The following is a 14857-nucleotide window of genomic DNA, read 5'->3' as shown; positions in this document are numbered from 1 at the left end:
AGCTTACTTATTATTTGTAGGTGGTTTATACCCTGGGAAATCCATCTCGGCAGTCAGGTTATTCAGCTTGTTTGGAAACATTGTATAAGTCGTTTCCAAATCTAGACTACCCGTTAGTGCATCTCTTGTAAGGGAAACGAATTGTCCTTCATTCAGTAGATCAATTTGAAGCGAAGATCCAGCAAACATGACTGCTTTTCCCATAGGACCATAAGGTAGCTCTGGGCCTAAATCTGCTTTTTGCCCTCTCTCAAAATCCTTTTCGTTCACCACTTTAGCTTTGTTAAGACCACCTAAAGGAATGACTTGTGGCATTCTACTATTATTCGTCACAAATAGCATTTCGTTCCCCATCATGTTAAATGAAACCATGTCTATAGGCTGTCCATTTCCCATATCACCTATAGTATTGGCTTTTACTTTAGCGCCATCCTTTAACTCCGTTAATGGAATTAAAACTACAGGGCTACAGGTGTATGCAGCTACCATTTGGTCTACACCATCAATGTTCTTTACTAACATAGAGCGAATTGGCGCCCGAGTTTCATATTCGTCATGTGCGATATGATACATTTCAATATTGCTAATGCTCTCTTTACCATTAAATGGATAAGACATTCTACGCAGAACAGAACAAAAATCTTCATTGCTTATTCCGGCAACAAATAGTTCCCCTTTGAAATACTCCATATCAAGAATAGAGAGCATGCGCATAGGGCGCTTCGATTTAGCAATTTCTTTGGTAGTAGGAGGTGCCATTGTACCTCTTAAGACAAATTGCTTATTGCCATCAGGTAAATTGGTGAGGGCTTGAGTCGTTTTTTTTACAGTTTCTAAGTCAACATTCTCAACAAGATCAGCAGCATTCACCTTTACTAGAGCAGGTAAGGCATCCATACCGTGTCCTCGGGTTACCGAAAGATATACTTCACCGCTAACTGGGTGCACAGCCATGTCGTTAATTTGTACATTGTTTTGTGCAGTACCTAAAATCGCAGCTATTTGGGCATCTACGTTGTAAACATTGATTTCAAATTTTTTATCAGATTTTGCTTCTGAACTGAGATCAAATGCATGAATAGATCCAGAGAGATTATCTCCCGCAAATAAAATTCCCATTGGGCTAAATTCAAGCGCTCCAAGTGCATCTACAGATTGGGCATAGGCACCTTTAATGCCAAAGGTTAACAATGTAACCAATACGAATAGGTTTAATTTCTTCATCGTTTCTTTTTTTTTTAGAATTGATGAGTAAATTAAAAACCTTCAAAACTGGTTTCCATTCACCTATGTTAATCGCTGATTTTTTTTCTAATTCTACTTAAAGATTGTGGTTTAATACTAAGGTAAGATGCTATGAGGTAATGAGGCACATCATCTAATAGAGAAGGATGACTGTCAATTAACTCTAAATACCTTTCCTCTGCACTGAGACTATGCAGGTTATAAATTTTATCAAGTGTTTCTACATAGGCCTGTTGAAGCCCTAGTCGAAAATACCTTTCAAATACAGGATACTCTTTAGTAATGTATTCAAAAGTTTGATGATTAATCATGAGTAACTCCGTATCTTGATAAGCACGTATATTGAATGCACTGGGATTACCAGAGAAAAAACTATAAATATCTCCTAACCAGGTTCCGGTGCCACGTATTTGAATAACATGCCTTTCTCCCTCATCATCTAGCCGATAGTTTACCATCAAGCCCTTATTTATAAAAGGTAAAAAACGAATTACCTGTCCCTCTCTTATAACATATTCATTTTTCGCTATTGATTTTAAGACCAATCTATTTTCCACATCTTGATATGCCTCAATGGATAAGTCAATTGTTTTGTTTAAGTCCTGATATAAGGTTGGGTATTTCATTCATTTTTTGTCAATTGTGCACAACGGTTTAGCTCGTATGTTTGATACTTAGTTTGAAGATAATATATTTTCCGCTAGCCTCTTTTGTCCAATAACTTGAGTAAGCAATTTTTATAATTAAAGAACCTCTGTCTTTTAATTTTAGCAAATCCACATATTGATTTTCGTTTTCAGTTGTTCCATTCCAATCAATTTTGGGAATCAATGAATTTTGAGAAAACCCTATAGTTGAGGAAAGAATAAAAAAGAAAATCAGGACTTTATTCATATTAATGACATCGTAGGTATAATGAATATATGTTCATTATACACCAAATATAGCGGATAAAACACATATGTGTTTTATCCAACTATGATAGTTCAATTTAACTTTCAAAGAATTGGAGGCGGAAAAATAACTGTCCATAAAACGGCCGCTTCATGAAACGTACTTCGGAAATTAACTAAGTCCCAAGAATGGTTGGTCTTATAGAACTGTGCTAGGGCTTTTCATTGGAGGTTGTGTTGTAGCACGTTTTTATTTTACGGGTTTAATTTTTCAGCTTTTGATTCTTTTACAAACCCAAAAGCTTGAATTAATCCAAAAGTTAGTGATAATCCAATAATTGATGCAATTACGTCATAAAGGTCATAGACGTTATTTCCTCCAAGATTATGAAATTTAAATTCCTGAGATAAAACATAAATGGCGGCTATTCCAACTGCTATTAGATGAAGATATTTGTCCTTAACATTACCTAGTGTTTTACTGAACTGTTCCTTCAGTTGCAATAAAATTCCCGTTAAGATAAACGTTCCTACTATTGCTTCGATGAAATTCGGAATTGAAAGAACAACTATTTGAAAAGGTAATGGTAGTTCATTTTCCAATACAAATGGTCTCAGGTAAAATTTGTTTAAAACAAATACAAGAATCATTATTCCAAATAAATACCTAACGTATTTCTTTATTGGTATTTCTTTCATTTTTCAAATGTGCTACAACAATTGTATATGATCATTGAACATATATCTATTATACGTACAATAAAAATATGCAATTTAGTCCAATAGTTTTCTCAAGCTAAAAAGTTCTATAAAACGGCCATTTTACGAGGACGTTTCCTGGAACGGAGAAACTTGAATGGGAGTGTCCCATTTCTGGTTTTTTTTAATAGTTTCATTTATTCACCTTTTACGAGACCAAGGCATTTCACTTAAACGACCAATTAAATTTGAAATGATTTGTAATTGTATGGTACTTCTTTTCTATCTTTATAGTACGAAAGCGTCAAAACGCTGCGATAGGTGTCCTTTTAGGTGTCCTATATTGAATATTAAATTGTAAAATATTGATTTATAACGGATTAGGGTAGGATTTCAGCTCTCTGCCACGATTTAACTATACGCTTACAAAATTTAGCTAAAACTTCGATTGAATTTTAGTATTTTCCTCTTAGTTTGTCCATATCCTGTTTTAATTTATGGTCAATGACCTTTGCGTAAATCTGTGTTGTCTTTAATGATTGATGCCCTAGCATTTTACTAACGGATTCAATGGGTATACCATTGGCTAAGGTTACTGTGGTTGCAAAAGTGTGCCTGGCCAAATGAAACGTCAGATGTTTTTCCATGTCACAGCGGTCGGCAATCTCTTTTAAATAGGCATTTGTTCTTTGATTACTTATAACTGGAAGTAACAAACCATTTTGCAAGGTAATGGGATGATCGGCATACTTATTTATTATTTCTTCAGCAGCAGGGAGTAGGGGAATAGTGCTTCGAGAATCTGTCTTAGAACGGTTGATTTTTATCCATCGAGTTCCGTTCATTTTCAAAACGATATGATTTTTTGATAATTTTTGGACATCCGTATAGGCCAATCCTGTAAAGCAACAAAAAACGAAAATGTCTCGAACCTGTTCAAGCCTCTTTATTTTAAACTCCTTTTCCATCATAGTGCGGAGTTCCAATTCGGTCAATACTTCTCGCTCTACTTTCTTCCACTTAGCTTTCCAATGAAAGAAAGGATCTTTGTTGACCCAGTTATTGGCAAAGGCAATTCTCATGATTTTCTTGAAGTTTACAACATATTTGGTGGTTGTATTTTGATTGCCAAACTTTTTTGTTATCAAATAGTGATGAAACCGATTGATGAACTTTAAATCGATTTCTTTTACAAAATAGTCTTCTCGTTTGTATTCCTGCTTGATAAAGTCTTGAAGATGGTTTCTGGTTCGTATATGTCTTCTGTAGGCACCATAAGAATAATGTAGACCTATGAGTTCTTCGATTTGTGAATTATGTTCATCATAAATTTGGAGCAGGGTTCTATGTGCTTCTTCGATATTCAATAGTTTCCTCTTAATCAATTCGGCATCAAAAGGTTTCTTTTTGGTCATTAGCTTGGCATGAATATTAAAAGCTTTAGACTCTAACTCATCAATAAAATGATTTAATGATTTTGCTTTGGAGCTGGAACCCTTTACTCTGCCCCTAGTTGAGCACCAATTTTTTGGTTGTACTTTGCGCTTTATGCTGAATTCAGCACGTTTGGTATTTACGGTAATTCGAATGTAAATAGGGGCATTACCTAGTTTGTCTAGTTTGCCTGTTCTGATATAACAGAGAATTGCGAAAGAATTTGTTTCCATAAGACTACTTTTTTCTATTTTCTAAAATGTTAAAATTTTATTGTAAACAATTGACTATCAATTATTTTAACACTGTCGCGGTGCCCTATTTACGAATAGTGCAATGGGGCACCGAATAGGGCACCGCGATAAATGCTTCTTTTTGATATCAAATGATACTAGAAAAAATAAAAAAGTCTGTAAATCAACGATTTACAGACTTTTTGAATAATTATGAAGGTCGTAAAGTGACCTGGCTGGGGCTCGAACCCAGGACCCTCTCCTTAAAAGGGAGATGCTCTACCAACTGAGCTACCAGGTCAGAATTTCAATAAGAGATGAAAACTATTTTTTCATCCTTAGCGGCTGCAAATATACTATCATTAATTAATTTTTCAAGCCCAATGATAGATAAATTTAGTATTTCTTTGAATTCCTGCTTATTTAATGGATTTTAGCCTAAAATTTCACCATGAAAATTGTTTTATTGGGATATATGGGCAGTGGTAAATCAACCGTTGGTAGTGTTCTTGCAAAAAGTTTAAAACTTCAATCTTTAGATTTGGATTCTTATATCGAATCCAGTTTAGGAATATCTATCCCTGAGATTTTTCAAGAGAAGGGAGAAATTTACTTTCGTAAGAAAGAATCAGAATTATTACAATCAGCCTTTGATAGTTTAGACAACATGGTATTTTCTATTGGTGGTGGAACACCCTGTTATGGTAATAATATGGATATAATACTTAAAGCAACCCCCTGGGTTTTTTATCTAAAATGTTCTATTCCAACCTTAGTCAAAAGACTTTCAATCGGGAAAGCATCTCGTCCGTTAATTGCTCATCTATCTACAGAAGAAATGCCAGAGTTTATTGGAAAACATCTTTTTGAGAGAAGTCCTTTTTATTCCAGAGCACATAAAACCATTAATTGTGATGATAAAACGGTACAAATGATAAGTACAGAAGTGCAAAATTCTTTAGTTTAAATACACAGCATCGTTCTGCTTCTTAAACTCTACAATAATTTGTTCTTGCAGGGAGGTAGACAGAGAAATACCTTTAAAATCTGCCTTTACCGGATATTTTTTATGATTTCTATTTACTAAAACAGCCGTTTTAAGTCGCTTTAAGGGTGTTCTCAGAAAATGATGAACGCCGTAAATTAAAGTTGTACCCGAATTTAAGACATCATCAACTAAGACTACAGGCCTGTTTTTATATTGCTTTTCTTCCAGAGAAGTGGTAACACCGCTTTTAAGTGGGTTTGTTTTATCCATTAATACGGTACATAAAATAATATCTGCCTCGGTTATATCTTCCAATATCTCTTTTAATTTTGTGGCAAAGTTAAGGCCACCACCCACTATTCCTGCTATTATAATCTTTTTTTCTGTAACATTTGATTCGTAAATCTGATAGGCTATTCTTCTAATTTTATGTTGAATTTGCTCGTGGGAGAGAATTTTATTTTGCATGATAATCAGATTTATTTCGTAAAGATAAAAAACAGTTCTTTACCAGCTCTTGGTGGAATAGAGTTATAAGATCTTTGAAGCACGTTTATTGTAAATCTACTCTTAAAATATTCCAAATATTCTTCTTTAGAACCACCAAAAGGAGGGCCATCTTCCGTTAAGGGAAAATCAAATAGAAGTCCCACCAACTTTCCACCAGTTTTTAATAGTTCTAACATTTTAAGGGAGTAAGCTTCCCTGTCTTTAGGATGTAGTGCACAAAAGAAGGTCTGCTCCAATATTAAATCGAACTTACAGTTTGGTAAGTCAAAGAAATCTCCATAAAAAAAATTATTCGCAGGAAGAGTTGGGACTCTGTTTTGTAGATTTTCTATAGGTTGCCGGGCTAGATCGGCGATATATACATTATTAAAACCGTTTTGGACCAAATAAGCAACTTCGTATCCATTCCCCGCCCCAGGAATTAATATTTTGATCTCCTTGTTTTTAAGTTGATCAATATATTCTTTTAATGGACTGGATATTTTTCCAATATCCCAGCCTAGTTTATTTTCTTCGTAGCGCCTTTCCCAATAGTCTTTATTCAACTTCATCCAAATAATCTTCTATATCCCTTCTGTCCTTTTTGGTAGGTCTACCTTCTCCTTTTTTTCTATAGTATTCCTGACTTAAGTCCTGTAATTCTTTATTTTCAAAAGCTTCTTTTGGAGTAGTATCTTTTCTGTAAATGTCTACTAATTTAGCACCCACTCTACTTGGAGGAATGTCCATAACCGTAAGTTCATAAAATATTTGCTTCTTACGAACTTTTATTTCTTCTAAGGGGAATACATTTCTTGATGGCTTTGCTATTTTCCCATTAACCTGCACTTGTCCTTTTTTGCAGGCTTCAGTGGCCATATTTCTGGTTTTGTAATAGCGGGTACACCACAAATACTTATCTATTCGCATAGCAAGTGTAAATCTTTGTTAACTACTTCTACAAAAATAGGGGAAAATTGTATCTTGCGGCCTTTAAAATGAATTCTATGAAGGAAAGAGTAGCCCTAGTATTTACTCTAGTACTAATGTTCGCTCAGTCTTGTAGCGATGATGATGATAATACAATACCAGTTGTTCCTCCTCGGCCTATGGCTGAAGTGGAAGCCGAGAATGATGCAGATATTAGAGAATATCTGGAAACACATTATTACAACTATGAAGAATTTCAGAACCCTCCGGCAGGTTTTGACTATAAAATAGTGCTGGATACCTTGATCAAAGGAGATGGAAACATTCCTATGATAGAGCAAGTATCTAGTGTTAACCTGGCCGTGGAGTCTTCTTTTTTCAATTTGGAAGAGGATGTAACGGTAGATCACACTTTGTATTATTTATCTGCCAGAGATGGAGTAGGAGGGAGTCCGACGATAGCTGATTCTACATTTACTTCCTATGAAGGATCTTTGTTAAACGGTTTGGTTTTCGACGGGAGTACTACGTATTCTTGGCAATATCTTCCCTTTTTTCTAAGAGGCTATGCGGTAGGTGTAACCAAATTTAATGTAGGGGAAAATGTAGCTACTTTTCCTGATGGGACATTTGAAATTGAAGGTAGTGGGGTGGGATTAATATTTATTCCTTCTGGTTTGGCATATTTTAATAACCCCCCTATAGGAAGTGGTATTGATCTATACGATCCTCTTATTTTCCAGGTTAACACCGGCCTATATGAAGAAAACACAGACTACGATAACGATGGTATACCTTCCATAATGGAGGATTTAAATAACGATGGTATTCTGGCTAATGATAATACGGATTTGGAACAAGAAAGAACAACAGGCTTTAGTTTTCTGCCCAATCATATAGATTCCGATGACGATCAGGATGGCACCCCCACGAGAGACGAAATAATTATTGATGCCAATGGGACAATTACCTTTCCGGATACAGATGGAGATGGAATACCGGACTATTTAGACAGAGATAATTCTTAATATTTCAACAAATAATTAAAAAGCAGAAACCCAGGTTCAACCTGGGTTTCTGCTTTTGTAGTCTTTATATTTAAAACATGTAAGACAAACTAAATATCACTTGTTCTGGCCGGAGATCTACACGGCTAACAGGCAAATCGGTAATATTGGTATTAATAAATAGTGCCTCATTAGAGCTAAACCCTCTTTCGTATCTTATCTCTAGACCAACCTTTCCTAGATTTATACCTGCCCCAATGTTTAGACCAGTGGTAAAATTACTTTCTATATTATCAAGAGAGATCCCACTAAATTTAGAATTGAGGATGTATTGAAAAGAAGGGCCTATAAATACATTTACAAAACCTAAGAAACTATAGCCCCCAAGAACGGGGACATCTAATTTGTCTATTTTTAGATCTCCATCAGCGTAGCCTGCCTGGGTGTGGGTGTAGACTATTTCAGGTCTTAAATAAAATCGATTTCCCAGCTTTCCGAAGACTCCAAAATGGTAGCCAACATTCGCATCTGGATTTTGAATAGCCTCGTTAACTGCCTGAATATAATCGCCGTTAGAACTGTAATTAAGACCGGCCTTTAATCCAAAACCTGATTTTTTTTGACCAAATGCTGTAAAGAAAATACATGCGAAAACGGTGGTAAGAAGTGCTTTTTTCATAATGTCTCTGTTTTATAAGGCATAATGAAAACCCAAAAAATATTCTGGCTATGCCTTACGCTTTAAAACTCTTAGAACGGCCTTTTCTATGGCTTTATTATTTAGACCGTATTTTTCCATTAACTGATCCGGTGTACCGCTCTCACCAAAAGTATCTTGGGTGGCAACTAATTCCTGAGGGCAGGGGAATTGGCTAGTTAAGGTTCTAGCAACACTTTCTCCAAGACCTCCTAAGAAATTGTGTTCTTCGGCGGTCACTACAGCACCTGTTTTCTTTACGGATTCTAAAATGGCTTTTTCATCTAAAGGTTTTATGGTATGAATATTAATAACTTCGGCAGAAATACCTTGATTTTCAAGATTTTCCGCGGCTATTAAAGACGGCCAGACTAAATGACCTGTAGCAACTATTGTTACGTCATTTCCCTCATTTAACATAAGGGCTTTGCCTATTTCAAAGCTTTGGTCGACAGGAGTGAAATTTGCAACTTTAGGACGTCCAAACCTTAGGTATACAGGACCTTCGTGTTCGGCAATAGCAATAGTCGCTGCCTTGGTTTGATTATAATCGCAAGGATTAATAACAGTCATGCCAGGAAGCATTTTCATCAATCCTATATCTTCTAAAATTTGATGTGTTGCGCCATCTTCACCCAAGGTGATACCAGCATGCGAAGCACAAATTTTTACATTCTTACCTGAATAAGCAATAGATTGCCTTATTTGATCATATACCCTTCCAGTAGAAAAGTTTGCAAAGGTACCAGTAAAAGGGATATAACCCCCAATGGTAAGTCCGGCTGCAATACCCATCATATTGGCTTCTGCGATACCAACTTGGAAAAAGCGTTCCGGATTCTCATCTATAAACTCTTGTATTTTTAAGGACCCAACTAAATCTGCACACAGCGCTACTACCTTAGGGTTAGTTCTTCCAAGAATGGTCATTCCTGCGCCGTATCCACTTCTTGTATCGTTTTTGCCTTGATCTATATATTTTTTCATGGTTTACTTGGAATTTGGTTTAATAATCACCTAAGGTTTCAGGATTTTGACCTAGCGCATTGGCTAATTGTTCGTCGTTAGGGGCTTTCCCGTGCCAGGCATGTGTATACATCATAAAATCTACCCCATTACCCATAATAGTATCTAAAATCATACAAACGGGTTTTCCTTTGCCGGTTCTCTTTTTGGCTTCTTCTAACCCTGCAATTACCGATTCAATTTTATTTCCTTCTTTAACTCTAATTGTATCCCATCCGAAGGCATTGAACTTCTCTTGTATGTCGCCCATTGGCAAAACGTCCGAAGTTGCCCCATCAATTTGCTGGCCATTATTATCAATTGTTGCGATCAAGTTGTCTACCTTGTTGCCCGCAGCATACATTATGGCTTCCCAGTTTTGCCCTTCTTGTAATTCTCCATCTCCGTGCAAGCTATATACCAAATGTGAATCCTTATTTAGTTTCTTAGCCAGAGCAGCTCCGATGGCCACAGACATCCCTTGGCCTAATGACCCTGAGGCTATTCTAACACCTGGTAGGCCTTCATGGGTAGTTGGATGTCCCTGAAGTCTGGAATTAATAAGACGAAAAGTATTAAGCTCTTCTACCGGGAAATATCCGGCCCTAGCCAAAACACTATAATATACCGGGGAGATATGTCCGTTAGATAGAAAGAACAAGTCTTCATTTTTACCATCCATGTCAAAACCTGGATTTCTATCCATAATTTCGTTATAGAGAGCAACCATAAATTCGGTACAACCTAAGGATCCGCCGGGATGCCCAGAATTTACTTTGTGTACCATTCTAACGATATCCCTTCTCACTTGAGATACCATGTCTTCCAATTCCTTTGTGCTTGGCATAGTCATTTGTTTTAACGCGTTCAAAAGTACTAGCAATCTTTTGCTTGCACAAGCCTAGTTATAATATTTTATTAACGTTCAGGAGTTACGGTAAACTTTATTTTTATGTTGGGAACTTTTTGCCAGACACTTGAGTATATTTGCTCCGAATTCAGAGTCTTGAAATTTAAATTACAACATACAGATAAGGCCACCAAGGCCAGAGCGGCGAAGTTAACTACAGACCATGGAGTTATCAACACGCCTATTTTTATGCCCGTAGGAACAGCAGCATCTGTTAAGGGGGTACATCAAAGAGAACTAAGAGAGGATATTAAGCCCGATATTATTCTGGGTAACACCTATCATTTATTTCTTCGACCCAAAATAGACATTTTAGAGCAGGCAGGGGGCCTTCATAAGTTTATGGGGTGGGACAAGAATATTTTAACGGATAGTGGAGGTTACCAGGTATATTCTCTTTCGGCCAATAGAAAAATAAAGGAAGAAGGAGTTAAGTTCAAATCTCATATTGACGGATCACTGCATCTTTTTACTCCAGAGAATGTGATGGAAATTCAACGATCCATTGGGGCAGATATTATCATGGCCTTTGATGAATGCACTCCCTATCCCTGTGAATATCAGTACGCTAAACGATCGATGTTTATGACACATCGCTGGCTAGATAGATGCATGGCACATTTAAAGAAAGTACCTTTTAAATATGATTATGAGCAGACTTTCTTTCCTATTGTACAGGGATCGACGTTTAAAGATCTACGAATACAGTCTGCGGAGTATATTGCAAATGCAGGGGCTGAAGGAAATGCCATTGGTGGTTTGTCTGTAGGAGAGCCAGCTGAGGAAATGTACGCTATGAGTGAAGTAGTTTGTAATATTCTTCCCGAGGATAAGCCGAGATACCTTATGGGCGTAGGGACACCAATAAACATATTAGAAAACATAGCACTTGGTATAGATATGTTTGATTGCGTAATGCCTACTAGAAACGCTAGAAATGGTATGCTTTTTACCAGTCATGGAACGATCAACATAAAGAACAAAAAGTGGGAAAATGATTTTAGCCCAATAGATAAGGAAGGAACTACCTTTGTAGACCAAGAGTATTCCAAAGCTTACCTAAGGCATCTTTTTGTAGCCAATGAGTTTTTAGGGAAACAGATTGCTACAATACATAACTTAGGCTTCTATATGTGGCTTGTGAGAGAAGCAAGGGAGCGGATTGTTCAAGGAGATTTTGCATCTTGGAAGAATAGTATGGTTCAACAAATGGATAAACGACTATAAGTATGACTATCATAGACAGATATATCCTAAAAAGATATCTGGCCACCTTTGGGATGATGCTTCTGCTATTCATACCTATAGGCATAATGCTCAATTTGGCGGAACAAATTGGGAAGATGATAGATAATGAAGCACCAGTAAACGAAATAATATTTTATTATTTTAATTTCACAATATATATAGGGAGTCTTTTATTTCCCATATTTCTCTTTTTATCCATTATATTTTTTACTTCGAAGCTAGCGAATAATACGGAAATTGTAGCCATTTTAAGTTCCGGAGTTTCTTACAGTCGCTTTTTAAGGCCTTATTGGATAGGGGCAAGTATAATCGCTATCATTATGTTTTTCATGGGCATGTTTATTGTTCCTAATGCAAGCGTGGGATATAATGAATTTAAGTATAAATACCTTAAAAGGGGTAATAAAGACCGCATAACCAGTAATATATTCAATCAGCTTAATGAAAAGGACTATATCTACGTGAGTAGTTTTGATCCTGTACGAAGAATTGGCTATAACTTTACATTTGAGCATTTCAATGATCAGAATCTATTAGATTACAAGATTACCGCTGCCAATATAAGGTGGATACCAGCAGATAGCCTTTATAGACTAACTTCTTACAAAAAGCGAAAATTTCGCGGGGAAAAGGAAGTGGTTGAATTAAAGCGCAGGTTAGATACATTATTTGTTTTTAAGATAGAAGATCTTACACCTGTTTCTTATGTGGCAGAAACTAAAAATTTATTTGAGCTAAATGAGTTTATCGAGGAACAGAAAAAGAAGGGGGCTTCTAATATTAACACCTATATTCTCGTAAAATACAGGCGATGGGCTTTGCCTTTAACGGCATTTATATTAACGGTTATTGGGGTAGCTGTTTCCTCTGTAAAAAGAAGGGGTGGTATGGGAGTAAATTTGGCTTTTGGTATTGGCGTGGCTTTTATTTATATTTTCTTCGACAAGGTATTTGGAACATTGGCTGAGCAGTCTGGTTTTTCTCCCCTTTTGGCGGTAATTATACCGAATGTAGCCTTTGGGGTTCTCGGGTTTTATTTGCTAAAGAATGCCAAACGATAGACTAAAAAATTACCTTCATTTACATCTTATTGTATTCATCTGGGGGTTTACGGCAATTTTGGGGAAATTAATTTCTATAGAAGCAATTCCGCTTGTTTGGTTTAGAATGCTTCTCGCAGCTATTTTCATTGGATGCTTTTTTCTTTTTAAGAAGAGAATACCAAGTTTAAATAGGAAAGCATTGTGGTCTATGTTGGTTGTAGGTATAATTATTGCCTTGCATTGGGTTACTTTTTTTGAGGCCATAAAAGTTTCCAATGTGTCAATCACCTTGGCTACCATGGCAACCGGAAGTTTTTTTACAGCCTTTTTAGAACCTTTTTGGTATAGAAGAAAAATAATTTGGTATGAAGTGTTTTTCGGAATATCGGTTGTCTTCGGATTGTATCTTATATTTATTGGTGATATATCTTATAGCAGGGGAATTGGAATAGCCCTAATTTCGGCTTTTTTGGCGGCAATTTTCACCTTGATGAATGGCAAGTTAATAAAGGAGTATTCTCCCGCTGTCATTGGTTTTTATGAGTTGTTAGGAGGGTTTGTTTTTTTAAGTATATACATCTTATTTACGGATAGTATTAGTTGGAAAGCACTTCACCTGAACGAACAGGACATATTTTTTATGCTCATCTTGGCATCTGTTTGTACGGCATACGCCTTTATTGCCTCTGTAAAGGTTATGCGTTTTTTAAGCCCATATACAGTGATGCTTACCATTAATTTGGAGCCAGTTTATGGCATTCTTCTCGCCCTACTTATTTTTGGAGAGAGTGAAAATATGAACTCTCTTTTTTACTCTGGAGCGTTTATAATTGTCTTTACCGTAATTGCCAATGGTCTCTTAAAAAACAAGCAAAAAAGAATAGACAAGGTTTAGGATAGTAAAAAGGTTTTTGATCTCTTTTTATTTTGTCGAGAAGATGCTATATTATTTTATATTTGTCAGCAGAATATTTAAATAGAACCTTCAGCTTTTTATAAAAAATTATTTTTTCATGGAGTATTTAGAATTTGAACTACCAATTAAGGAATTAGAAGAACAATTAGAAAAATGCCAAATAATTGGAGAAGAGAGTGATGTAGATGTTACGGAGACCTGTAAACAAATTGAAAAGAAATTAGCTGAAACCCGAAAAGACATTTATAAAAACCTTACGGCATGGCAGCGAGTACAGCTATCCAGACACCCAAATAGGCCATATACTCTCGATTACATCAATGCAATTTGCGGGGATACTTTTCTAGAGTTACATGGGGATAGAAATGTAAAAGATGATAAGGCTATGATTGGCGGGTTAGGAAAGATTGGAGATCAGAGTTTTATGTTTGTGGGGCAGCAAAAGGGATACAATACCAAAACGAGACAATATCGTAATTTTGGGATGGCAAATCCTGAAGGTTATCGAAAAGCGCTTCGATTGATGAAATCTGCAGAAAAGTTTAACCTTCCTGTAATTGCTTTAATTGATACTCCCGGAGCTTATCCAGGCATAGAGGCGGAACAACGAGGTCAAGGAGAAGCTATTGCCAGGAATATTTTGGAAATGACACGTCTAAAAGTACCTATAATTGTATTAATTATTGGAGAAGGTGCCTCTGGTGGTGCTTTGGGAATTGGAGTTGGAGATAAGGTGTTAATGCTAGAAAACACATGGTATTCGGTAATTTCTCCAGAGTCATGTTCTTCTATTCTGTGGAGAAGTTGGGAGTATAAAGAAATTGCGGCGGAAGCTCTAAAACTAACAGCGACAGACATGAAAAAACTTAAGTTGATAGATGAAATTATTAGAGAGCCGGCAGGTGGAGCACATAGTAATCGTGAAAAGACTTTCGAAATAGTTAAATCTAAAATAACCAAGCACTACGACGAATTAAAAAAGTTATCACCAAAAGAATTGGTTGCTGCACGCATGGACAAGTATGCCAATATGGGCGTATTTAACGGTTAATCAACGCTTTTGGATTTTTATTATTATTTAATAAAAATCTTTCCCAAGTTTTTTTAGGTTATCAACACT

At 36.2% G+C, this 14857-nt stretch carries 16 protein-coding genes and 1 tRNA gene; 6 read left to right on the top strand and 11 right to left on the bottom strand.

Annotated features, from left to right (window positions below; all coding sequences use genetic code 11):
• Nucleotides 1–3: 3 nt before the first annotated feature.
• The 5 genes from PXG98_RS12190 to PXG98_RS12170 all read right to left on the bottom strand — a co-directional run bounded on the left by PXG98_RS12190 (nucleotide 4) and on the right by PXG98_RS12170 (nucleotide 4805).
• On the bottom strand, nucleotides 4–1224 hold the full coding sequence (locus tag PXG98_RS12190; RefSeq protein ID WP_276391451.1) for a hypothetical protein: 1221 nt from the start codon (nucleotides 1222–1224) through the stop codon (nucleotides 4–6).
• Nucleotides 1225–1292: 68 nt separating this feature from the next.
• Nucleotides 1293–1871: a Crp/Fnr family transcriptional regulator gene (locus tag PXG98_RS12185; RefSeq protein WP_276391449.1), complete on the bottom strand. Its 579-nt coding sequence runs from the start codon at nucleotides 1869–1871 to the stop codon at nucleotides 1293–1295.
• 522 nt (nucleotides 1872–2393) lie between these two features.
• Nucleotides 2394–2837, bottom strand: a complete 444-nt coding sequence (locus PXG98_RS12180; RefSeq protein WP_276391447.1) for a hypothetical protein — start codon at nucleotides 2835–2837, stop codon at nucleotides 2394–2396.
• 455 nt (nucleotides 2838–3292) lie between these two features.
• A complete protein-coding gene (locus PXG98_RS12175) occupies nucleotides 3293–4504 on the bottom strand; it encodes a site-specific integrase (RefSeq protein WP_276391446.1) in 1212 nt (403 codons plus the stop codon).
• Between the two features lie 228 nt (nucleotides 4505–4732).
• Nucleotides 4733–4805 (bottom strand) — tRNA-Lys (locus PXG98_RS12170).
• A gap of 150 nt (nucleotides 4806–4955) precedes the next feature.
• On the opposite strand from PXG98_RS12170, the gene PXG98_RS12165 reads away from it, so the two are divergent.
• Nucleotides 4956–5471, top strand: a complete 516-nt coding sequence (locus PXG98_RS12165; RefSeq protein ID WP_276391445.1) for a shikimate kinase — start codon at nucleotides 4956–4958, stop codon at nucleotides 5469–5471.
• Here the strand turns inward: PXG98_RS12165 and PXG98_RS12160 are convergent.
• Genes PXG98_RS12160 through PXG98_RS12150 form a run of 3 tightly spaced genes read right to left on the bottom strand, consistent with a single transcriptional unit; the run spans nucleotide 5463 to nucleotide 6911 of the window.
• The gene (locus tag PXG98_RS12160; protein WP_276391443.1) at nucleotides 5463–5960 is read right to left on the bottom strand and encodes a phosphoribosyltransferase family protein; all 498 of its coding nucleotides are present in this window, start codon (nucleotides 5958–5960) and stop codon (nucleotides 5463–5465) included. The genes PXG98_RS12165 and PXG98_RS12160 overlap by 9 nt on opposite strands.
• A gap of 11 nt (nucleotides 5961–5971) precedes the next feature.
• Nucleotides 5972–6553, bottom strand: coding sequence for a methyltransferase domain-containing protein (locus tag PXG98_RS12155; RefSeq protein WP_276391441.1), 582 nt, complete (start codon nucleotides 6551–6553; stop codon nucleotides 5972–5974).
• On the bottom strand, nucleotides 6540–6911 hold the full coding sequence (locus PXG98_RS12150; RefSeq protein ID WP_276391440.1) for an RNA-binding S4 domain-containing protein: 372 nt from the start codon (nucleotides 6909–6911) through the stop codon (nucleotides 6540–6542). Before PXG98_RS12150 ends, PXG98_RS12155 begins: the two co-directional genes overlap by 14 nt.
• A gap of 77 nt (nucleotides 6912–6988) precedes the next feature.
• Here PXG98_RS12150 and PXG98_RS12145 point away from each other — a divergent pair, with 77 nt between their 5' ends.
• On the top strand, nucleotides 6989–7939 hold the full coding sequence (locus PXG98_RS12145) for an FKBP-type peptidyl-prolyl cis-trans isomerase (RefSeq protein ID WP_276391439.1): 951 nt from the start codon (nucleotides 6989–6991) through the stop codon (nucleotides 7937–7939).
• Nucleotides 7940–8009: 70 nt separating this feature from the next.
• Here PXG98_RS12145 and PXG98_RS12140 read toward each other — a convergent pair whose 3' ends face one another.
• The 3 genes from PXG98_RS12140 to PXG98_RS12130 are packed head-to-tail and all read right to left on the bottom strand — an operon-like array spanning nucleotide 8010 to nucleotide 10473.
• Nucleotides 8010–8597, bottom strand: a complete 588-nt coding sequence (locus PXG98_RS12140; RefSeq protein ID WP_276391437.1) for a porin family protein — start codon at nucleotides 8595–8597, stop codon at nucleotides 8010–8012.
• A gap of 48 nt (nucleotides 8598–8645) precedes the next feature.
• A complete protein-coding gene (locus PXG98_RS12135; protein WP_276391435.1) occupies nucleotides 8646–9602 on the bottom strand; it encodes a transketolase family protein in 957 nt (318 codons plus the stop codon).
• Nucleotides 9603–9621: 19 nt separating this feature from the next.
• Nucleotides 9622–10473: a transketolase gene (locus PXG98_RS12130; protein WP_276391434.1), complete on the bottom strand. Its 852-nt coding sequence runs from the start codon at nucleotides 10471–10473 to the stop codon at nucleotides 9622–9624.
• Between the two features lie 153 nt (nucleotides 10474–10626).
• On the opposite strand from PXG98_RS12130, the gene tgt reads away from it, so the two are divergent.
• The 4 genes from tgt (at nucleotide 10627) to PXG98_RS12110 (ending at nucleotide 14788) form a co-directional block, all read left to right on the top strand.
• Nucleotides 10627–11757: a tRNA guanosine(34) transglycosylase Tgt gene (gene tgt / locus PXG98_RS12125; protein ID WP_276391433.1), complete on the top strand. Its 1131-nt coding sequence runs from the start codon at nucleotides 10627–10629 to the stop codon at nucleotides 11755–11757.
• Between the two features lie 2 nt (nucleotides 11758–11759).
• Entirely contained in the window at nucleotides 11760–12839 is a 1080-nt protein-coding gene (locus PXG98_RS12120) for an LptF/LptG family permease (protein WP_276391431.1), read from the top strand.
• Nucleotides 12826–13716 carry a DMT family transporter gene (locus PXG98_RS12115; protein ID WP_276391430.1) on the top strand — a complete coding sequence of 297 codons (891 nt, stop codon included), beginning with the start codon at nucleotides 12826–12828 and terminating at the stop codon, nucleotides 13714–13716. The genes PXG98_RS12120 and PXG98_RS12115 overlap by 14 nt, the downstream gene beginning before the upstream one ends.
• Nucleotides 13717–13834: 118 nt before the next feature.
• Entirely contained in the window at nucleotides 13835–14788 is a 954-nt protein-coding gene (locus tag PXG98_RS12110; protein WP_276391428.1) for an acetyl-CoA carboxylase carboxyltransferase subunit alpha, read from the top strand.
• Nucleotides 14789–14857: the final 69 nt, after the last annotated feature.

It is taken from the genome of Eudoraea chungangensis (genome assembly GCF_029360665.1).
Taxonomy (GTDB): domain Bacteria; phylum Bacteroidota; class Bacteroidia; order Flavobacteriales; family Flavobacteriaceae; genus Eudoraea; species Eudoraea chungangensis.
Note: the sequence above shows the minus strand (reverse complement) of the source record. Positions and strands in the feature narration are given on the sequence as shown.